The 20,836-nt window shown below is 53.2% G+C and carries 16 protein-coding genes and 1 pseudogene; 10 read left to right on the forward strand and 7 right to left on the reverse strand.

Annotated features, from left to right (window positions below):
• Positions 1–8: 8 nt before the first annotated feature.
• From K1X80_RS19865 to K1X80_RS19880, 4 genes and pseudogenes are all read right to left on the reverse strand, one after another.
• Positions 9–206 (reverse strand): annotated as a pseudogene (locus K1X80_RS19865) (DsbA family protein); the annotation flags it as partial.
• 533 nt (positions 207–739) lie between these two features.
• Positions 740–1,525: a PhzF family phenazine biosynthesis protein gene (locus K1X80_RS19870; RefSeq protein WP_057960286.1), complete on the reverse strand. Its 786-nt coding sequence runs from the start codon at positions 1,523–1,525 to the stop codon at positions 740–742.
• A gap of 5 nt (positions 1,526–1,530) precedes the next feature.
• Complete coding sequence (locus K1X80_RS19875; protein WP_057960365.1) at positions 1,531–2,232, reverse strand: transcriptional regulator; 702 nt, start codon at positions 2,230–2,232, stop codon at positions 1,531–1,533.
• 457 nt (positions 2,233–2,689) lie between these two features.
• Positions 2,690–3,909 (reverse strand): IS3 family transposase gene (locus tag K1X80_RS19880; RefSeq protein WP_197884037.1). Its coding sequence is split into 2 segments (ribosomal slippage): positions 2,690–3,564 and positions 3,564–3,909, totalling 1,221 coding nucleotides; the frame shifts between segments, so codons are not numbered across the junction.
• 42 nt (positions 3,910–3,951) lie between these two features.
• On the opposite strand from K1X80_RS19880, the gene K1X80_RS19885 reads away from it, so the two are divergent.
• The 7 genes from K1X80_RS19885 to K1X80_RS19915 all read left to right on the forward strand — a co-directional run bounded on the left by K1X80_RS19885 (position 3,952) and on the right by K1X80_RS19915 (position 14,067).
• Positions 3,952–4,671, forward strand: coding sequence for a hypothetical protein (locus tag K1X80_RS19885; RefSeq protein ID WP_220172434.1), 720 nt, complete (start codon positions 3,952–3,954; stop codon positions 4,669–4,671).
• A gap of 354 nt (positions 4,672–5,025) precedes the next feature.
• On the forward strand, positions 5,026–6,687 hold the full coding sequence (locus K1X80_RS19890; RefSeq protein ID WP_220172435.1) for a hypothetical protein: 1,662 nt from the start codon (positions 5,026–5,028) through the stop codon (positions 6,685–6,687).
• A 589-nt stretch (positions 6,688–7,276) separates the two neighbouring features.
• Positions 7,277–8,605, forward strand: coding sequence for a hypothetical protein (locus K1X80_RS19895; protein ID WP_220172436.1), 1,329 nt, complete (start codon positions 7,277–7,279; stop codon positions 8,603–8,605).
• Between the two features lie 186 nt (positions 8,606–8,791).
• Positions 8,792–9,007, forward strand: a complete 216-nt coding sequence (locus tag K1X80_RS19900; protein ID WP_220172437.1) for a hypothetical protein — start codon at positions 8,792–8,794, stop codon at positions 9,005–9,007.
• Positions 9,008–9,208: 201 nt separating this feature from the next.
• On the forward strand, positions 9,209–11,824 hold the full coding sequence (locus K1X80_RS19905) for an AAA family ATPase (RefSeq protein WP_220172438.1): 2,616 nt from the start codon (positions 9,209–9,211) through the stop codon (positions 11,822–11,824).
• Between the two features lie 1,198 nt (positions 11,825–13,022).
• Positions 13,023–13,361, forward strand: coding sequence for a hypothetical protein (locus K1X80_RS19910; RefSeq protein ID WP_070994582.1), 339 nt, complete (start codon positions 13,023–13,025; stop codon positions 13,359–13,361).
• A gap of 25 nt (positions 13,362–13,386) precedes the next feature.
• Entirely contained in the window at positions 13,387–14,067 is a 681-nt protein-coding gene (locus tag K1X80_RS19915; protein ID WP_220172972.1) for an SOS response-associated peptidase family protein, read from the forward strand.
• Positions 14,068–14,152: 85 nt separating this feature from the next.
• On the opposite strand, the gene K1X80_RS19920 is transcribed toward K1X80_RS19915, so the two are convergent.
• The 3 genes from K1X80_RS19920 to K1X80_RS19930 all read right to left on the reverse strand — a co-directional run bounded on the left by K1X80_RS19920 (position 14,153) and on the right by K1X80_RS19930 (position 18,002).
• Positions 14,153–15,133: a hypothetical protein gene (locus K1X80_RS19920; RefSeq protein ID WP_220172439.1), complete on the reverse strand. Its 981-nt coding sequence runs from the start codon at positions 15,131–15,133 to the stop codon at positions 14,153–14,155.
• A gap of 62 nt (positions 15,134–15,195) precedes the next feature.
• Complete coding sequence (locus K1X80_RS19925; protein WP_220172440.1) at positions 15,196–16,245, reverse strand: phage portal protein; 1,050 nt, start codon at positions 16,243–16,245, stop codon at positions 15,196–15,198.
• The gene (locus tag K1X80_RS19930; protein WP_220172441.1) at positions 16,245–18,002 is read right to left on the reverse strand and encodes a terminase ATPase subunit family protein; all 1,758 of its coding nucleotides are present in this window, start codon (positions 18,000–18,002) and stop codon (positions 16,245–16,247) included. The genes K1X80_RS19925 and K1X80_RS19930 overlap by 1 nt, the downstream gene beginning before the upstream one ends.
• A 155-nt stretch (positions 18,003–18,157) precedes the next feature.
• Between K1X80_RS19930 and K1X80_RS19935 the strand changes: the two genes are divergently transcribed.
• From K1X80_RS19935 to K1X80_RS19945, 3 genes are read left to right on the forward strand one after another with little or no spacing between them, the layout of a single operon-like run.
• Positions 18,158–18,988 carry a GPO family capsid scaffolding protein gene (locus tag K1X80_RS19935; RefSeq protein ID WP_220172442.1) on the forward strand — a complete coding sequence of 277 codons (831 nt, stop codon included), beginning with the start codon at positions 18,158–18,160 and terminating at the stop codon, positions 18,986–18,988.
• Positions 18,989–19,028: 40 nt separating this feature from the next.
• Entirely contained in the window at positions 19,029–20,051 is a 1,023-nt protein-coding gene (locus K1X80_RS19940; RefSeq protein ID WP_220172443.1) for a phage major capsid protein, P2 family, read from the forward strand.
• A gap of 4 nt (positions 20,052–20,055) precedes the next feature.
• Positions 20,056–20,757 (forward strand): terminase endonuclease subunit, encoded by a 702-nt coding sequence (locus K1X80_RS19945; protein WP_220172444.1) that lies wholly within the window; start codon positions 20,056–20,058, stop codon positions 20,755–20,757.
• Positions 20,758–20,836: the final 79 nt, after the last annotated feature.

Below are 20,836 nucleotides of genomic sequence, written 5' to 3' on the forward strand. Positions count from 1 at the left end.
GATAACGATCAGCGGTCAGCCTGAGTCTCACGGATGATCTGCCGAATCGCGTGAACAGGCGCCTCCATCGGCTGCCCACTACTGACTGCATACTGATCGTTGAACACGATGGTCGGCACCGAACTCACGCCACGAGATATCCACAGTTGCTCCTGCTCACGAACTTCAGCGGCATATTCATCAGAGGCGAGAATCTCGGCGGCGCGCTAGATGTATAGGCGTTTCAAACATTTCTATCTGATAATCAGGCGAGAAAATCCTGTGTTAGTGTCGCGATTACCGATTAATAAATTAATCTGCCTATAGTGCTTTTCAATGCAGCTATATGGATTCTCAGTGATTTCTCCTGCCTGCCTGAGCTTCGGGCGCACCGTCCCTCCTTCAGGGCCGCGCGTACCTCAACAGACCAATCTCTCGGGCCTTTGCGAGTAGCCCTGCACGGTCCTTGCCCGTATAGAGCCCTAGGCTCTGCACGAAAAGTAATGGCGAAAGCTGCGCTTTGCGAAGGGCTGTTATGGGTCGATTGTGTTGAAAAAGTCGGAGTTTCCCTTCGCCTGAACTCACGCACGATCGCCACCGGAGAACCTACTCACCACAGCGAGTGGTTTTTCGGCCGTTCGTTGACCTTTGCTGCTCTGTTAAATTTACAGAAGACACTTTCGAAGTGTGGTCGCAGAAATATGAGCGCCGCAGGGGCGCTCACTCCTCTGTTGAGCAAGTTCGCCCGAATGAGCTGGCGTTAAATATAGATCGTGCCCCGCAGGTAGAGCGCCCCGTGGCCGCTGATAATGACTCGGTCGCTGTCCAGGACTTCGCAGTGCAACTGGCCCTTGCGTGCCCCACCTTGCTCGGCTCTCAGACTGCGCTTACCTAAGCGCTTGGCCCAGTATGGCGCTAGTGAGGTGTGGGCCGAGCCGGTGACCGGGTCTTCGTTCACCCCAACCCGAGGCCCGAACCAGCGAGAGACAAAGTCGAAGTTACGACTCGGCGCGGTTACAGCGACACCCCGCACGTCGAACGCAGACAGAGCTACGAAATCGGGATTGAGGCCTGCAACGATGGCTTCATCCTCGACCACCACTAGGTAATCGTCTGTTCGATAAAGCGCATCGACCTGTTTCAGGCCCAAGGCTTGCAGCAGGCCTGGCGGGACAGCTACGGCTTCCGGCTGTTTGGCCGGGAAGTCCATGGCCAGGCGCCCGCCTTCGCGGCGCACTCGCAATTCACCGCTGCGGGTGGAAAAGCGCAGCATATCCCTGCTTTCCCCAAGCTGTTCAAATAGTACCCAGGCCGCCGCCAGGGTGGCGTGGCCGCAAAGGTCGACTTCCACCGTGGGGGTGAACCAGCGCAGCTCGAACACCTCACCGTTGCGCACCAAATACGCGGTTTCGGACAAGTTGTTCTCTGCTGCGATCTGTTGCAGCGTCGCATCAGGCAGCCAGACCTCCAGCGGACAGACCGCCGCCGGGTTGCCGCCGAAAGTCTCAGAGGAAAAAGCGTCCACCTGGAAAATATCGAATTGCATTCTGGTCATTCCTGCCTGCCAACATTTTCTGTAGCCCGGATCTGCTCCAGGTAGTTGTAGATGGTGTATCGGGTAACGCCGAGCGCGGCAGCGGCTTTCTCAATCCCGCCTTTGACAATGAATATCCCGCGATCTTGCATCTGCCGCACCGCTTCAAGTTTTTGAAGTTTTTTCATCCGTACGGCACCGCCGGGACAAGCAACCTGTATGATTTCCGCCATCATCTGCTCCATATCTCTCGGCTCATCGCCACGTGACTCTGGAGCGCCTTCCAGGCCCAGAAGCCCTCCGAGCAAGGCGTGGGCAGCAGCAATACCGCTCAAGTCGGCATTGATGCAAAGACTGGCAAAAGGTTGCCCGCTGCTGTCGCGATACACCACAGTGGAACTGCGCAGCGGGCGACCGTCAGGCGCAACTGTAGGGTAATTCTCTACCAATACAGGATCGGTGCCTGAGTGATCCTCCATCGCACGCCTGACGGCGATAAACCCCGCGTCCTGGCGCGGGCCTCCCAACAATGAACCGCCCTCCCTTCTTCCAGTAACATGACCATTGGCGATAGCAAGAATGGATCGCTCGGGGTTGGTCAGGTCATGCAACACAATTTCCGTATGAAGTCCTAGCGCATTACTGAGCATTTTGAGGGTGCTATGAAGCACGTCAAGAATCAGCTGTCGCTCGGCTGGTGAGGCTTCAGAGACCTTCATGGGTGCCTTCAAGTGATTATCGAAGGCGACGAAAATATCAACCACTCGTTGATCTATCAACTTTTTGTTGAATTATTGGCATTTCGGAATCGGTTCAGTGGCTTTCCTGATAGGCAGCTTTGGGCCCAGAGTGCTGCCGGTCACGAGCGCAAAACATCAGCCTTTTCGGTGATGGATTGGAACTGCTAATTCTGTAGGCTACGTATTCCTTGCCCTACAGTGCCGATCTGAAAGCTGCGTACCACTTGGGTACCAGCACTACTTCCAATCATTGACGCCCAGCCCCTCATGACTGGCGGCAATCGGCCGATAGCACACTCTCAAGTATCGACTATGCTTGGAGCGATTCAGCCCTGTACCTGAAGGATCTAAAAAATGGGGTCCCTTGTCGTTGCTCACGCGATGAATGTGAAGCCGGAGTGGACTTGCCCCTACCAGACCGGACACCAACTCCCCGTTAAATTGATGCTGCTGCCAAACGCCTAAACTCTCTCGGCGACCGATATTTCAAGGCGCTGTGCGGATGCTGCTCGTTGTAATGCTCGAAGGCAATCGTCAGATTGCGCAGCGCGGTTTCTCGATTCGGTTTGGGCATGTGCGCCACGTAATCACGCTTGATCGTCTTCACAAAGCTCTCTGCCATGCCGTTACTTTGCGGGCTGCGTACCGGTGTGGTCACCGGCTGCAAGCCGATCTGGCGAGCAAACAGACGCGTCTGCTCGGCGATATAAGCCGAGCCGTTATCGCTCAACCACTGCACCGGCGTGCTCGGTAGTTGATCCCCAAATCGCTTCTCCACGCTTTCCAACATCAAGTCTCGGATGTCGTCACCGCTGTAGCCCGTCGGGCTGGCGACCCAGCCGATGGCTTCGCGGTCACAGCAGTCCAGGGCAAAAGTCACGCTCAACTTCGCACCGTCGTCGCAGCGAAACTCGAAGCCGTCCGAGCACCAGCGCGTATCGCTGGTAGTAACGGCAATTCGGCCTTCATGCCGGCGCTGCACGCCAGGCTGCTTGATGCGGCGTTCTAACAGCAGATTGTGATCGCGCATGACGCGGTAAACCCGCTTCACATTGATCGGAGCCAGTGACTGAACTTCACGCTCGCGGCGCAGCAACCCCCAAACACGGCGGTAGCCATAGCTCGGTAACTCGCTGACCTGCTCCTTAATCTCGGCGACCAACTCCGTATCGTTCACGAGCCGACGTCGCCGTACTTTAGGCGATACCGATTGCTTGATCCGAACCGTTAATTGCGAGCGCGACACACCGAGACATTCGCTGACCAGTTTCACTGGTCGTCCCCCGGCAACAAGGGTGAGTGCGCAATCCATTTTCGCGACCGGGCGATCTCCACGGCCTCTTTTAGGACTTCGGCTTCCATCGTCTTCTTGCCCAGCATCCGCTGCAATTCTCGGATCTGCTTGAGCGCATCGCTCAGTTCCGACGCCGGTACAACGGCCTCGCCCGCACTGACCGCCGATAGACTTCCGTCCTGATACAGCTTGCGCCAAAGAAACAGCTGGTTGGCGTTGATGCCGTTGCGTCGGGCCACCACGGACACACTTTGTCCCGGTTCAAGGCTCTCGCGAACCATGGCCAGCTTCTGGTCGGTGCTCCAGCGGCGTCGGCGCTCCTGGCCGAGCAGCTCGCCACCCTTATCATTGCTGTTAGTCATAAACATACCCGTTTGCCTATCCCTTATCGTAAGGGGGAAACGGTGTCCTGTCTTTCATGGGGCTCGTTCACGGAGTTAGAACCACTTTCTACTTTGCCGATGAGCATTGGTTGGTCATTACACCAGGATGAAAACGCCACGTCGTTCTACTTAGACACGTTCAAGGCTGGCGAAGAACGGAAATGGCCCTTTACGTCTATGCCACCCATCAAGGATGTACCGCTTGAGCTCCCTCAAGAATTGGCAGCGCTATCGCGGATATACAAAGTGCTTAAGGATGCTCAGCTAGCCGACTACTTCAAGAGAGCTTTCCTGAATGTGAATTTAGCGCTAAGCAAAAACCTTCAATTACACGTTTGCAGCTTTTGCACGGATGACGACGGGCTGGATTTTGTATGCGTATCGTCGAATGGTGAACTGCAAAGGCTGCGTTGCGTTTGCGGTGATCTGGATATCACCTATGAGCTTGGGACGGTCATGATCCAGCCGCTTCTGATAGATGGCGTAGAAGGCACCGACGCAAGTAGTCTGCATGATCCAGAGAGCGGCATTCACGTCTTGAGTCGGAATATATCGCCTTCGTCGTTACTGCATGCGGTGGCTTCAGCAGAAACCACTCGTTTTCTACAAGCAGAAAGCCCCCCTCTGGGTCTAGGTAGATTCGATGGTATGGACGTCGCACCGATAAAGATTGCAGGCTCTAAGATCGCCTCGCTGGAGCCTGAGGTGGTTGCTCAGAAGGCGTGGTGGAGGCGGTGGTAGTTGTATCGACGACTTCTGGAAAGGGGACAGATTTATTTAACACAACAATCCCTCCCAAAGAAGCTCCCCCATCCCCACCAACCCATTCCTGTTAAACTGCCTCCCCTTCGCAAAGCTCACCTCAGATCCTCATGCCCCAGCACACAGCTCCACCACAAGCTTTCTCCCGTCGCTTCTCCGTCGCCCCGATGATGGATTGGACGTGTTTTTTATTACAGTCATGAAAAACGCGAGTTCTATCGCGACTCGAATTTCCACGTACCATTTTAGTACCACCACCTAGTTTTTCTGTACCTAATGAGACTCCACACCGCAGTGATGATATGCTTCTCAAAAATTAAGGAGTAAGAGGCATTGACGGTATCTAACCAGGGAGCGGTGGGGGCAACAGCTCGTATAATCATACTTATTGTTTTAGGGTATACACCCTCAATTAGTTACAGCGCCGCTATAAAAAATGATGAGTTAGCTTTTAGCTCCTATAAAGAGCTCGCTCAGATCCGCTTAGATAGTACGCGCGACATTCTACAAAAAGACATACAAGCTCTATCTTCTCGCTTAGATAGTCAAGATAAGCGCTTAGACACTCAAAATTCACATATAGACCAAAGCCTTAGCCTATTAGGAATTTTGCTTACTGCGCTTAGCATTCTACTTCCATTAGCAGGTTTAGCTGGTTATTTCTCAGTCTCACGCAAAGCGCGAAGTGAAGCACAGATTGAAGCGCAGAAGGAAGCTCGAAAAGAGGCTAAAATTACAGCCAACGAATGGTTTGGCGTGCACGCTAACGAGCTACAAAGTAGATTGGACACGCTTCAAGCAAACTTAATAACTTTGGAAAGCCAAGCAGAAGCAGGATTCAACTTACATATTCAGCGAGTTCAAGACGGTGCGGATTTAGCGATCAAAGAAATACAACTATCAGTTAGCGGTCAACATACGTCTCAAGCTAAAATTTCCGAAACTGCGGCTAGTGCGCTCGCAGAGGCTGCAACGGCAGCAACAAACAAGCCAGAATCGACGTATACATTCAAAGATTGGAACAACCGCGCATTTGATGCCTACAGCAAAGGCAAAAAGGAACGTGCCGTTCGTTTTTGGCGCGACGCAGCTGATGTAAAGTCAGCCACCCCACAACAAGTAACGCGGGCTATGTCCAACGCAGCCGCAACGATGACCGAGCTCTACCGGTATGAGCAAGCCCTTGAAATTTTTGATGAACTCATCAAACGATACGATAGTAAAGAGGATGATATAGAATCCTCGCTCGCTGAAGCACTAAACGGAAAAGCAGGGTGCCTAGGACTATTAGGGCGTTTCGACGAAGCAAACGCACTGCTAGATATAATTATCTCTCGGCTTGAAAAAAATGAAACGCTTTCACATAGCGAATACATGGCTCACGCACTCTCCAATAAAATTATCGGATTATCAGTCAAAAACTTAAACGATCAAGCGCTCGCTTTATGCGAGCATTTTCTTGCGCGCTTTGACGAAACCAGTACCCAAGAAATTGCGAAACACTTAATTGCTGTAAGAAGTCGCAAAATTGGTCTTTTATCTGAAAAAAACCAAATAGATGAGGGAAATCAAATTTTTGACCGTACAATGGAACAATTTGGAGATTCAGAAGATTTAGAAATCAAAGATGAAATAGGGAAGTTAAAAAACACCAAGGCATTTGTGCTCCTTTGTCAAGCAAAGAAGAGATGGGCTGATAGGCAATTCCGTAATGACAATCTAAATCAGGCAGCAACTATTTTTGATGAGGTTCTGACGGAGGTATCAGATCTGTCAGTACCACTTGGAAACCGAGCTTACTGCGCGCATCTTTTAGGAGGGGATGAAAAATTCATCCGCGATAAACTTCTCCAGGGTCTCACCCTCGATGGTGAATGGCTGTACAAGGAAACCCTCAGAGACCTCCTGATCCACCCAGTTCCCGAGAAGGACGAACCATTTAGAATATTACTGGAGGAACTGTGGGCTAGTGTAAAGAAGCGCTCAAAGAGCTAATGCTTTTAAGCTCCCCGGATGAGATTATATTATTCATTGGATTAGCCTGACCATTTACGTTGATTTTTTAACGGCCAACTCAACCTTGTGAAAGTAGAGCTTCGCAAGGTAGAGCCACGACCCACTCATACCTGATCGACACAGAAATTCGAAATTCTTTTTACATAGCCGACTATGATGATTTCAGCGAGATGCTCACGGTTATGGAGAGCCGAAATAACTGCAATCCAGTCTAAAGCCATCAGCATTTCGGTGATGGATTGGAACAACTAAAACTCAATCGCAGTCCCGTCAAGGGCTCCAGAACCCCAGTGACACTCTCGTACCACTTTAGTACCACTATTTTTCATAGTCCGTTAGAATTCACTGTTCAACTCTCCCTTTTCAGAAAAAGTAGATCTATTATTCCTGGCGAGACCTTTTTCACCAGGGCCTGAATGACTAATTGTCTTGTGACGCGCTACAACTGCGACACACCGTCAACGCGACTTGAACAATCAGACAGATCCTGCAATGCCATGTTCAACAAAAACTCTAAACATAGAAGCCACCACATAAAACCTTAAAACACACAAATGGACTTAATGCAATGAAAGTACTGGATGATATTATTTCTTCAATGTCAGGAAATACAAAAACACGGATTAGTGATCCATTAGTCGGAGCATTTATAATATCCTGGATCACTTGCAACTGGAATCACCTAGCGATCTTAATATGGGGCGAGGGGAAAATTTCAGAAAGAGTTAATGAGTTTTATATTTTTACAACTGAAAGCAAACTCATTGCATTCAACACACTATTCATAATTCCTGCCTTATTAACAATATTTTACCTTTTTCTTCTACCTTGGGTATCACTCCTATCAAAATCAATACTAGAGTTTGCTAACAGCAAACTACACCATCAAGCCGTCAAGGCAGAACTCAACCAAATCAACTCCCAAAAACACCTCAACGAAGCCAAACTTCTATCAAACCCTGACAAACCCTTTTTAGAAGAAAGTGTCAAGCTTAGCTTAAATCGCAAGAATGAAGTTGTTGAACACTTAAAACAACGAACAATGCGGCTCACTGCGAGGGCTCTTGAAGCCAAGTCCGAATCTGATGAGGCCGCCGCGAGAGCCGCAGAGGCGCTAAGTAAAACTAAAATTTCTCAATTAGAAGAAGACAATAGAAGTCGACAAGCGGAGTTGGAGCGGAGTCGTTTTCAGGTAGAAAGTTCTCGACTCAGAGCACTTCATGAGTCTAACCGATTCCCATCCGCCTACCTCTATATGTCAATGATTGAAGACAGCATGAAACTGGATGAAATCTACTTATCCTTAACGTCTACAGCAGAAATTGTGGCAGCGATATTTGGGTACGAACACTTCTCCGAACTATTAAAAGACAAGAAATTTAACAATGAAGACCTATCAAAAATAGAATACATTTTCTACGACAAAAAAGAACTAGCTCAAAAATTTCAAGATATTGTAGCGGACGAACCCAACAAAAATGAAAACTTAACTTCCGATTCTATTTTCGACCATACAATGACGATGCTTGAAACGCTATCAATGAGACTAGTTACGATGGATGACATCGTAGAGAGCGCTACAGAATTCTTTGAAGAACAAAAATACGAATTATTTGAAAATGACAAAATCTCATCAGTAATTGCAATTTCAAATACAACATATGAAGAAATTGAAATTGAAAACATAGACTACATAAAGCATAACAGTGGATTTTGGTCATGCATAACGGCAACCGCAAGTGGCTCTCACTTCAAATTTGAGCGAGCCCCTGGGCAAAAAATGCGAATTTTGGCCGAAATTAACGGTAATGCATTAGTGGGAAAAAATGCTCTAGGCGCGCTTGTGTTCGGCGATATAAATGGGAGCATTATAGATGCACACCTAGAAGTAGATTAGGACAATCTCTGCTCTGTAATTTATTTTCCAGTTAGAAATACTTAACCCTTCTGCAACTATCATGCTTGCTGCCGGCTTTATAAGTCGGCCATAAGGCTTAACCGCGTATCAAGATTAAGACATTGCCACGCTGTGGTGATTCATCACCCCTGCTATGCTGAATTTTTTCGGCAAGAGAAAGCATCCATGGCTAACGAATATTCACTCACTGATTTGCTTGAGCGGTTTTATCAAAATCAACTGGCTTTGGAGGCGGCAGTGATGGAACTGACACTTTGGGCTGAGCATCAAAACGAATCAGACCTGGGTAAGAACGTTCGAGGGGCACTTCAGACGATTGGTGACAACGCGGGCCATATCAAACAAGGCATCGCCCGATTGAAAAGGTCTGATCTCACTTAGACTCCGGTCTTCGACTCAAAGCACTCGTTGGCGGGTATTTGCCGTGATTTCGAGATAACTCCATGTTTTTTTTGCCGTCAAAAATTGAAAAGATAAATTCTGAGCCATGCACAAACGGCAGCTAAATCATTGCACGGCATCAGTCGCATGATGGCACAATGATAATCCTTTGCTGCCCCCTTGCCGATATGGAGTATCAAGATGGCTATTTACGAGGAAGTATTGGCATGGGCGGACAGGTTGCCACCCTGGAGGCAGGATGCCTTGCGACGCTTATGTGTTCAGGGGGTGTGGAGTGAAAATGACCTTCGCGAAATTCTTGATCTCGCCAAACAACATCACGGAATGCGCAGCGCAATAGAGCCTGCGCCACAGCCGATCAAGTTCGCCGCTGTTCACTTCCCCGCCGAGGCAAACCCAGACAGATCTGTCGTCCTCACGTCGCTAAGCACGATGACCAATGTTGGGAAAATACCGAGCGACCAAACTTTAGATTTTCAGTCGCGAGGACTCACCATTGCTTACGGTGGCAATGGCACCGGTAAATCCGGCTATGCGCGTGTGCTGAAACAGGCATGCCGAGCCAGGAGCCCAGGTACCGTTTATCCCAACGCCTATGCCCCGGACTTCCAAGAGCTAACACCAAGCGCCACGATCGACTTTAATTTGGATGATGCACCACAACAGGCTGTCTGGAGCGGTCAACGCGGTGCTATCCCTCGGACGGAACTCAGAGGCATTTCCGTCTTCGATGGCGACTGCGCCCGGCACTACCTCCAATCAACAGAGGCATTCGCGTTTCAGCCGTCTGCCCTAACCTACCTCCAGCAGTTGGCGAATGGTCTTAGTCAGGCTCTACGTCCGGGACTTCAAGCAGAAATCGCGGGGCTCGCCACCGACGTTACGCCTTTCAATGTCATCCCTGCAGACACAGAGGCCGGCCAAGCAGTCCACCCGATAGGACTAGCGACAGATTTGGTGCGAGCACGCGCCTTGTGCATATTCACCCAGGATGAACGAACAGAACACGCACGCCTCCCTAAAGAGATCAGCGAGGCTGACCCTAGCGCCAGAGCGACTAACCTCGACTATGCTGCGACACGAATAGAAGAGCTATGTGGCACCATCACCGCTGCCGCCAGCGTAGTTTCGGATGATGCAATCAGCACCGCGCAGTTGGGACATCGAACATTGGTTGACGCGGAGGCGGCTGAGCTCGCAGCATCCGCCTTGCTGCAGGCTGAGGATGACTCAGTTCTGCTGCCCGGCACGGGACAAGGCCCATGGTCGCTCCTCTTCAATGCCGCGCGTGAGTACTCGACCACCACTGCTTATCCGGGGAAATCCTTCCCGGTGACCATTGAAGGTGCATCATGCGTGCTTTGTCAGCAAGAACTCACTCCAGCAGCTCAGGAACGCTTGCAACGCTTCGATCACTATATTCGGGACAGAGCGGCCGAAGCGGCTCAAGTTGCTCGTAAGGTGTGGCTGGAAGGCGTGCGCGCTGTTGGCAAGGCGGTAGTCACGTTCATCGTACCCCCGGTCATGCTTGAGAGTTTAGGGGCTCGCATAGTAACGCTACCTGACGAAATTCGAACTTTCCAAGAAGACCTGGTCATTCGACTTCAGTGGCTCAGAAATAGCATCGCCACAGGAGAATGGCTGAATGCCCCCGCGTATCGCGTAGCAAATCCGACTGCATCACTCCTCCAGATCGCAGGGAGCCTGCGCGCGGAAGCTGCCGGCTTGCGCGCAAACCTCGATGCAGAAGCCTTAGCGGCTAAGAAACTTCGCTTAAAGGAGTTGGAAGCGCGAAGGGTACTTTCCGAAAATATCGAAGGTATCGCCCTGGTAATTGAGAATCTTACCCGCAGAGATAGGCTTCAGAACTGCCTCAATGACATCATCAATACACGTTCAATTAGCATTCTCGCAGGTCAGCTCGCAAAGACTTACGTCACAGAGTCATTGGCAGCCCGGATGACTGATGAGCTCAATGGCTTAGATCTCTACCACATAAAGGCAAAGGTTAGTTCAACTGGTGACCTGGGGGCAGTTCGCCTCGGAGTCCAGCTTCACGAATGCCGGTTAGATCCGCACCTTGTTCTAAGTGAGGCGGAACAGCGTATGTGCGCCCTCGCCTATTTTTTCGCGGAACTGCACCAGTCAGGCTCCACATCCGGAATAGTTTTCGACGATCCGGTTTCAAGCCTTGACCACAGTCATCGAACGGCTGTCGCGCGCCGAATCGTTGAAGAGTCCGCAAACCGGCAAGTCATTGTCTTCACGCACGATGCAGTGTTCTTCGGAGAGTTAACTACTTTGAGCCAAGATGCCCAACTGGCCCCTGAAGTGAGATCGATCACCTATCGCGCAGAAGGGCCAGGCTACATCAATGCCGGACTTCCTTATGACATGCGAAAACAAAATGAACGCCTTGTAGAGCATCGTGCCGACCAAAAACGTATTGCAGCAATTTTCAATAATCCTCCAGGGGATGACGAGAGACTCGCAATCCGCAATGCGTACGATGACCTTCGCGTGACGCTGGAAGTTGGAATTGAAGACATAATACTTAATGGGACCGTTGTACGGTTTCGAGACGGTATCTCGGTCGGCCGGCTTAATGGAGTAATGGTTGTGCAGGACGCTGAATTCCAGGAAGTGCAGCGTTTGCATGATAAATGCTGCCGCAATGTGCGCGCACATTCACATGCAGCCGGCCAGCAGCGCGCTGTTACGCAGCCGGATGAGTTGCTGAGAGACATCGAGGCGGTCAACACCTTGTTCCAAGGCATCCGCAAACGCAGAGGTTAAGACGGGTATACTTGGGTAGATTGCTGTCAACCACGCGAGAAGCCAAACACCTTATCGGCTGATTGAGTCTGACTGCCCGTTATACAGGCCCCGTGATGCGGGCCCTTCAGGGCCGATAAGAAAAACCTGCACCACTTTCGCACCTCTCATTTCTCCTAAAATAGCTCTCGCTTGGCGACTAGCCCTATGTGCACCACCGCGCCGTAGTTCCTGTCGCTCCAATCCCGATACCATCTGCGAACACACCAACATCTAATGCTACGTGGAGGAGAGTAGGCGCGCGTGAGGGCGATGGACGATTGGACTGCGCAATCCTGTACGCGGCTTCAGCACATGACCCGGCATGGGTACATCCGAATTTTCATGTTGACCCATGGGAAAGAGGTTAGGAGGGTTAGTTTTTTGCAAACGGCCCTGAGTCCCTTATGCAGCAAGGGTTTTTCAAGAGTTACGAAGGTTAGATTCTGGTTAGTTATTGGTAATTCCCTAACCTTCATTGATGTTAAATACAGAAAATACAAACCCTTTTAAAAACATAGGCTTACATAAAAATAACTTTTCACCTAACCCAAACTAACCCCTCAAAGTTAGGTCTCAAGCCTAATAAATACGGGCCTTTCAGATCACTGCACTCCAATAAAAAAAACTAACCCTTTTCCCGGGCCTCCTTCTGAATCCGCCTTCCTGAGCTTGCGTGTGAGAGCTGCGGAAACATCCACCTCTGCAGGGTTTCGCAGGCATTCAATATGCCTAAACACTCTTCCCCAGCACCCGCCCGGCTTGATTTGAATGAGGGTGAAGAAGCGCAGAAAAAGAGACCCATTTAGCCCGCAGGCGAGGTGGGGGGACGACGGCGCGCGCCGGGTGGTGAAGCACGTCACTGCCCCGTTATGGCACGTCTGTAGCCCTACATGTGGCACGCCAACTCCCCGAACGGTCAGCAGCTCCCTGGGTGCCAACCACTTAGCCCCCGAAACCCCATGTTTATTGGCCCGCGCAGCCGCTTTGGCTTGCCGTGACACCCTGCAAATGCTATGTTGAGCTGGGTTTTTTCATACTGTTGAAGGGCAATCTTTCATCTATCCCAGCTGACTTTTTCTGACCCAAAGCCCCCCTCCCTCCTACAGTTCGTCGCCTCAAATCGCGTCATGGACAAATCCAGATTACTGTATGCCTATACAGTATTGGATTCGCCCCCATGAATAACGATGAAGACACCCTCGGCTGGCTTGGCCTCCCTCCCCCATTGCAAATGTACCGGCAGCACTGCCGACTCCTGGAGAACGAGATCCAGGACCTGAACGTGCAACTGCGCAAAGCGCGGGAGGATGTCTTCGGAATCAGTCAGATGCTGCTGGCTACCCAGGCAAAGAACGCCGAGTTCGCTGGATACCTCCGTCAGAGAGGCGGCGAAGCGGCTGAGATGCGCAAACAGATCGACACCCTGAGGACGTCACTGAGCGTAAGTAAGCGTGAAGCCGAAGGTCTGAAGCGAATCGTCAACGAGATGCGACCTCGACCGACCACGATTGTCTAAGATCAAACGGAAGGAGGGCTTGGTTGTGTGCGGAAGGCTGTCGCAGTACAGGGGAATCCACGACTTCGTTGCGGCGCTGAGCATGCCTAACGCCCTGGCAAACTCGGTGGGTGACCAACCTATCGAGCGGTACAATGTTGCTCCGACGACCCAGGTGGCATTGTTGCACCTGCAAGGTGAACTGCTGCACTCTGATCCAGTTCGCTGGGGGTGGCGACCGCATTGGGCGAAAGACCGCGCCGCACCGATAAACGCACGCGTTGAGAAGGTCGCCCACGGTCCATTCTTCCGGGCGATCTGGCCGCACCGTGCGATCACGCCTATCGACAATTGGTTTGAGTGGGTGGATGAAGGTGGACCAAAGAAACAGCCCTACCTGATCCGCAGGCGGGACGGCGCGCCGATCTTGTGCGCGGCTATCGGCCAATTACCAGACGCCGATGAAGGCCCAGGCGAGCATGATGGCTTTGTGATCATCACCGCCGACAGTGCCGGCGGCATGGTGGACATTCACGACCGACGGCCCGTGGTGCTGACGCCGGAACTTGCCCGCGAATGGCTGGACCCCGCGACACCAAGAGAGCGTGCCGAGCAGATGGTATTGCACCAAAGCGAGCCGGCCGAAGCCTTTGAATGGTTTAAAGTCGATATTGCCGTTGGCAATGTGAGGAACAAGGATTCCAGTTTGATTGAACCCGCACCCTAGAACTATTTACCTCATATGCCAACTCTCAAATCATCATAAAAATTCTGCCAATACAAAAATCGAAATCGTATCTAGGGTTCAGCCCTCATTTTACTGCGTTGATGAAATAACACCTCCAAATCCCACCTTTATAAAAAGGAGAACGCCAGTCAGTTTTGGCAAGCCTTGCAATCGGTACAATCTCATCCGACGCTGGATCATAATATTTCGGATAATAACCGGCCAACTCCATCAAGGACTTAACATCTTTAATTTTCGGCGGCGGCACCTTTGCAAAAATATCAACTGAAGATGCGAAAGGCACTACAGACAAGAAACCATACCTACCACTACTGTATTTTTCTTTATAAACTCTAGCAAGACCGTCTAACGCAGCCAAAAGATCTTCCAACCCATCATCCAAAGCACCTATCAATCCCTCTCCCGTTGTATACAACTGTGCGATCATCGCACCACCGACGATTTTCGTTTTGAAGGACAGCGATGAAATATCAAACTGATCGACGCCTCCATCACTTAATCTTTGAGAATATTCCTTGGCAAGCCGATGATGCGACTGCTGCAACTCAAGAGTATTTAGATAAGTTTTTTCGGCAAACTGCACCCTCAATAACAGGTCTGCCTCATTCAACCTAATCAGGGGAATGGCGACATCCTGATCAATCCTTTCCAACACTCCGAGAGAGCCAATAGTTACAGGCATACTCAGCGATCTAAGAGCGTCATCTTGATACGGAAGCACCATTGCTCTCTTTATTCCGGCCAAATCATTGAGCTGGGACTGTAAAGCTAAACTGGCATGGCGCAACAAATATACTTCCCGCTGAACTTCCTCTTGCGCTTTGGTTCGAACTTGCAGCCTATATGTATAATAAGAACCTGCCATCGCGCCGAAAAAAGTTGATAACAATGGCAAAACAAGAGTAGTTAACAAATCTAGTTCTTGTCCACCACTACCGCCCAAGACCAAATCAATATCATGGTCAAATGCGCGAAAAACGAGTACCAAAATCAGTACCGATAACAAGCCACCAACTGCGCTACCTAAGAAAATTGAGACCTTCAATTTTTTACTCCCTCGCCTGCCTAGATAGGCAAGGGCACCCTAGCAAAGCAATTGCGTTTCTACTAACTATCCTTCGGGATTTCATAAGGTTTAAAGCGCACAACCTCCTCCCCTAGCCAGTCATTCACCTGCGCCATACGCGCCTGAATCGGCTCCAGTTCATTGGCCGCATAAATCTGCGCCGCCTCCCTGATCGACCCAAACCCAGCCGCGTTCTGCGGCACGATGCCCATCAACTGCGGCGGAATCCGCAAGCTGGCCAGCACATCATCGCGAGTCTGGTTTTTGATCGAGTTGAATTCGTCCTTGGCCGTCACCTCGCTGACCGGGATGATCTGCAACCCGTCTTTTTTACCGTTCGGCGAATACACGAACAGGTTGCGGAAGTTTCCAGGTCCTTTGGAGTCCTTCAGTGCCTTGCGTAGGGAATCAACGTCAGCCTCGTTCTGCGCAGCATCGGTCATGTAGAGGATGAAGCCGGCATGACTGCCGTTCTCGTAATACTTGCGGCGAAACAGCGTGGCTGACTCGTTCAGCAGCGCCGACTGCAGAGCGCTGATCCACTCGGGCAGGCCGTACACCTCCTGATGCAGATCCGCCTCCCGCAGATGAAAGACCGTTCCCGGTTCGAATTCATGCTCCTCCTTCCAGCCCTGGACCATGAACTGCCGCCCGTCCTTACCCGAGCGCATGTACTTCGCCAATGGCGGTACCAGCTCACGCACAGGGCCGAGCATTGAGCGTCGCCCTTCCAGATAGCCATTGCCCAAGCAAAGGAAGTCCAGGGCGAACTGCTCAAACGCCGCGCGCGACAGCAGCCGGTGCGGGATAAAGGTCTTGCTCAACAAATTCCGCTTAAACATCAGCCCCGAATGCAGATGCACGCTAGACCCCACCGACCGCGCCAGACCATCCAGCGACAGCGGCGGCTCATACCACCGCCCGTTAAACCAGCACTCCAGATAATCAAACACCTCCCGGCCGCTCAGCACCGGTGATGGATCGCCAAAACTGAACGCCTCGATCTTGCTGTCACCGCGAGGAATAAACTCCTGCGTTGCAACCGTGGCGGCCTGGGCCAACTGCTTGGTATTTCTGCGGCGGTTCGACATCAAAAAATCTCCATCCGACCGGTGTTGGCAGTGGTCTGCCCCTCCAGCGGTTCGTTGTGCAATGCGTGAAAGAGCGCCCACGCCAGGTCGGCGTGGCCGGTGTTGTCGTTGCGGCCGGCTGTGTAGGTGAATTGACGACCGCCTGCGGTGATGGTCTTGCGGATCGCCATCAGTGACTGCGCCATGTCAGTCCAGCCGGCGTCGAACTCCAGTCGGCCCCGGTGGATCACGTCGTAAGCCTTCAGCACCAGGCGGGTCTTGACCTCTGGCGAGTAGCTGAAGGTGGTCACGTTGGGGAAGAATTGGCGCACCAGCTGCGCCACGCCGCTACCCAGGCCGGTGACGTCAATGCCGATGTAAGTCACCCAGTAGCGATCGCATACGGCTTTGATCACACTGGCCTGCGCCGCGAAGTCCATGCCGCGAAACTGGTGCCGCTCCAGTACCCGGAACTTGCCCCCCGGTACCAACGGAGGCGCGACCACCACCAGGCCCGAGCAGTCGCCGGTTTCCGCCGGGTCATAACCTACCCATACCTGGCGGTCGCCGAACGGCCGCATGGCAAACGGCTTGTAGTCCTCGGCCCACTCAACCCAGCTATCAACCATGCATGGCTGCAATACCGTGAGCGGGAAGATGCTCGCGCCGTCGTCAACGAACTCGCACATCAGCAAGTTGGCAAACGCCTCGGGGCTGTACTCCCGGCGTAGCTCCTCAATGTCGAACAGGTCGCAGCCGCCCTCCTCCGCGTCCAGGATGGTGACGATCTGGCGCCACAACCGGTCCTCGCAGAAACGGCCCTGCTGGAGAGCGCCATGGGAAACATCGACCTTCGTGTATTGCGCCGCCGGCTTGCCCTTGTTGAAGCGCTCGCCCGTCCAGAAGGTGTAGGCCTCGTGGGCCATGGTCGAGGGCGTCGAGAAGTAGGTTTTGCGCCACTTTTTGTGCATCGCCATACCCGACGCAACCTTGTTCAACTCCTCAAACTTGAACGTCCAAAAGAATTCGTCGAAGTAGAAGTTGCCGTGGTAGCCCTGGGCGGTACGCGCATTGGTGCCAAGGAAAAACAGTTCGGCGCCGTTCGGCAGCACGATGGGATCGCCGGTCAACTCGACGCCGATAACCTCGCGGGCAAACGCCTGGATGTACCCCCGGAACAGGTAGGCCTGGTTCTTCGAAGCCGACAGGAAGATTTGATTGCGCCCAGTCTCCAGCGCATCAATAAACGCCTCGCGGGCAAAGTAGTAGGTAGCGCCGATCTGCCGGCTCTTGAGGATGACGCGGGTCCGCTGATTGCCGGCCCGGTACCAGTCTTTCTGGTAGTCGAAGCAGCCGTCGATAAATGCTTCGCGCAACAGCTCGATCTGCTCTTCGCTGATGTCGTTTTTCGGGGTCTTTTTCTTCGGGCCTTCGTTGCGCTTGGCGAGGTTGGGGTTGAGTTCGGTTTCGGTACCGCCGCCCTGAAAACGCTGAATGCGCGCCTGGCGCTCCAACTGCCGGTGCAGCAAATCGATCTCTTTGAAGTCGCCGCTGCTCTTCCCCTCCTTGAGGATCAGTTGCACCAGCCGTGCTTCCAAGGCGCCGCCGATCCGTTCAACGTTGTCGGCACGATCCCATTCGTCGCGGGCCTTCCAGCTGTGTAGCGTTTTTTCCTTTTCGCCCGTAGCCTCGGCGATCTCGCAGATACGCCAGCCCATCCAATACAGAAACTTGGATTGGCGCCGGGGATCGATGGGGAGCAGTTCGGTCGTAGTCATGGCCGCGATGCTGCCGCCCATGCCTGCGAGTCAGTAGCGCCGCCTCTTGTAACAGCCCTTCCTACAATCCCGCCTCGTTGCCGCAACTCGCGCGCGTCACGACCATGCCCCTCATTGCAACGCACTTAGCGCCCAACGCATTGAGGATTCCCGGCATGAAGAAATTCCGCAGTAATTGGTTCCGCGTCGCCGTCGAGGGCGCTACCTCTGACAAGCGCACCATCAAACGCAGCTGGCTGGAACAGGCGGCGAAGAACTTCAATCCAGCCACCTATGGTGCTCGCATCTGGCTGGAGCACTTCCGCAGCCTGCTGCCCGACAGCCCTTTCAAGGCCTACGGTGACGTGCTCGCGGTCAAGACCGAAGAAGTGGAAATCAACGGCCAGAAGAAGCTGGCCCTGTTCGCCCAGGTCGAGCCGACGCCCGATCTGATCGCCATGAACAAGGCCAAGCAGAAGATTTACACCTCGATCGAAATCGACGACAGCTTCTCGGACACCGGCGAGGCCTACATCGTCGGCCTGGCGGTGACCGACTCCCCGGCCAGCCTGGGCACCGATGTACTGTCTTTCTCCGCGCAGAAGCCAGAATCCAGCCCATTCAAAGACCGTCATTATTCCGCGACGTCGATGTTCACCGAGGCGGTAGAAACCGAGCTCCAGTTTGAAGAAATCGAAGAAAAACCCAGCCTCGGCGCCCAGCTTTTCAGCAAAGTACAGGCTCTGCTAGGTGGCAAACAGGCCAAGGACGACGCCGAGTTTGCGCAGATCGGCCAGGCCGTCGAAGCGATTGCTGACCACGTCAAGGATCTGCCCGATCAGCTGGCTGCCGAGAAGAAATTCTCCGGCGAACTGAACACCAAGGTTGAGCAGCTCAGCAAAGACCTGGTCGAGCTGAAAACCACCCTCGGCAAAACCCAAGACCATTCCCAAACCCAGCGCCCACCGGTAACCGGCGGCGGCAAACAAGCCCTGGCTGAGTTCTGACCTGCGGCCTTCACCGCCCAGCCCACTATCGGAGACACCCATGCGTAACGACACTCGAAAACTCTTCACCGGCTACCTCGGCCAGGTCGCATTGCTCAACGGCGTTGAGTCGGCTACTGCGACCTTCAGCGTTGACCCGACAATCCAGCAGCGCCTGGAAACCAAGATTCAGGAGTCGAGCGAGTTCCTGACCAAGGTCAACATCATCGGTGTCGATGAACAGGAAGGCGAAAAGGTCGGCCTGGGCGTGGGCGGCACCGTTGCCAGTCGCACCAACACCAACGTCAAGAAGCGGGAGCCACGTAGCATCGGCACCCTATCGAGCGACAAGTACAAGGCCGAGCAGACCGACTTTGACACCTTCGTCAGCTACAAGCAGCTCGACGCCTGGGCCAAGTTCCCGGACTTCCAGACCCGTCTGTCCAGCGCCATTGCTCAACGCCAGGCGCTCGACCGCATCCAGATCGGTTTCTACGGCGTTTCTGCCGCAGAGCAAACCGACCGCACCACGCACCCGCTGTTGGAAGACGTCAACATCGGCTGGCTCCAGCAGTACCGCACCCACGCACCCGACCGTGTGCTGAAGGAAGGCGCCGTCGCCGGCAAGATCACAATCGGCAAAACCGGTGACTTCAAGAACATCGACGCCCTGGTCTACGACGCCATCCAGTTGCTCGACCCTTGGTACCGCCGCAACCCTGGTTTGGTGGTACTGACCGGCCGCGAACTGGTCCACGACAAGTTCCTGGCCCTGGTCAACAAAGACCAGGACGCGACCAACACCCTGGCGAGCGACCTGATCATCTCCCAGCGTCGCGTCGGTGGTTTGCCGCTGTACGAGGTGCCGTACATCCCCGAAGGCACGATCCTCATCACCACCTTCGCCAACCTGTCGGTGTACTGGCAGATCGGCGGGCGCCGCCGCTACCTCAAGGAAGAGCCGGAGTGGAACCGCGTGAGCAACTTCGAGTCGTCGAACGAGGCTTATGTGGTCGAGGAATACGGCCTCGGCTGTTTGCTGGAAAACATCAAGCCGGTTGAAGACGCAAGCAGCGAGGGTTAATCCCATGGTACTCAGCATCGCCCAAGCCCACCAACGCCGCGCACGCGCGGCAATGGAGGCAGCGAAAACGGCACCACAGCAATCCATGGCCGGCGCCACGGCCTACGAGCATCAGTTGAATCAACTGCTGCAAGACCGTTTGCGCCTGAAAGCCATCCAGTCCAACGAAGGCAAGGCCGCGCTCAAGGCACAGTTGTTGCCCGAGTACATCCCGTATGTTGAGGGAGTACTTGCATCAGGCAACGGTGCTCAGGACGACGTAATGACCACCGTCATGGTCTGGCGCGTTGACGTCGAGGACTACAGCGGTGCCCTGGATATCGCCGACTACGTGCTCAAGCACAAGCTGATCATGCCGGATCGGTTCGAACGCACCACTGGTTGCCTGGTCGCGGAAGAGATTGCCACAGCCGCGCTGAAAGCACAGAAGGCCAATGGCAGTTTCGACCTGAGCATCCTGCATCGCACCGTCGAGCTGACCGACGCCGAAGACATGCCCGATCAGGCTCGCGCCAAGTTGTTCCTGGCGACTGGCCGCGCCACCTTGCACGGCATTACCGCCGAAGAACCGGGCCAGCCTGGACAGATTCAGGCCGGCATCGACCTTCTAAAGCGCGCAATCGAATTGCATGACGGTTGCGGCGGCAAAAAGGATTTGGATGGCGCCGAGCGCCTCCTGAAAAAACACGCTGCACCAAGCAGCTAACCGAGCGTCCCCACGCACCCCGCCGGCTCGGGGCGGATCGGCCAGGCCGCTCCTCCTGAACGTGAAGCCCCGACCACCG

It is taken from the genome of Pseudomonas sp. So3.2b (assembly GCF_019464415.1).
Lineage (GTDB): Bacteria > Pseudomonadota > Gammaproteobacteria > Pseudomonadales > Pseudomonadaceae > Aquipseudomonas > Aquipseudomonas shahriarae.

What these genes read in the sequence shown, in the direction of transcription:
- K1X80_RS19925 (WP_220172440.1), bottom strand. Translation starts at nt 16,245, where the DNA reads ATGTCGAACCGCCGCAGAAATACCAAGCAGTTGGCCCAGGCCGCCACG.
- K1X80_RS19905 (WP_220172438.1), top strand. Translation starts at nt 9,209, where the DNA reads ATGGCTATTTACGAGGAAGTATTGGCATGGGCGGACAGGTTGCCACCC.
- K1X80_RS19900 (WP_220172437.1), top strand. Translation starts at nt 8,792, where the DNA reads ATGGCTAACGAATATTCACTCACTGATTTGCTTGAGCGGTTTTATCAA.
- K1X80_RS19895 (WP_220172436.1), top strand. Translation starts at nt 7,277, where the DNA reads ATGAAAGTACTGGATGATATTATTTCTTCAATGTCAGGAAATACAAAA.
- K1X80_RS19910 (WP_070994582.1), top strand. Translation starts at nt 13,023, where the DNA reads ATGAATAACGATGAAGACACCCTCGGCTGGCTTGGCCTCCCTCCCCCA.
- K1X80_RS19935 (WP_220172442.1), top strand. Translation starts at nt 18,158, where the DNA reads ATGAAGAAATTCCGCAGTAATTGGTTCCGCGTCGCCGTCGAGGGCGCT.
- K1X80_RS19875 (WP_057960365.1), bottom strand. Translation starts at nt 2,232, where the DNA reads ATGAAGGTCTCTGAAGCCTCACCAGCCGAGCGACAGCTGATTCTTGAC.
- K1X80_RS19940 (WP_220172443.1), top strand. Translation starts at nt 19,029, where the DNA reads ATGCGTAACGACACTCGAAAACTCTTCACCGGCTACCTCGGCCAGGTC.
- K1X80_RS19930 (WP_220172441.1), bottom strand. Translation starts at nt 18,002, where the DNA reads ATGACTACGACCGAACTGCTCCCCATCGATCCCCGGCGCCAATCCAAG.
- K1X80_RS19870 (WP_057960286.1), bottom strand. Translation starts at nt 1,525, where the DNA reads ATGCAATTCGATATTTTCCAGGTGGACGCTTTTTCCTCTGAGACTTTC.
- K1X80_RS19945 (WP_220172444.1), top strand. Translation starts at nt 20,056, where the DNA reads ATGGTACTCAGCATCGCCCAAGCCCACCAACGCCGCGCACGCGCGGCA.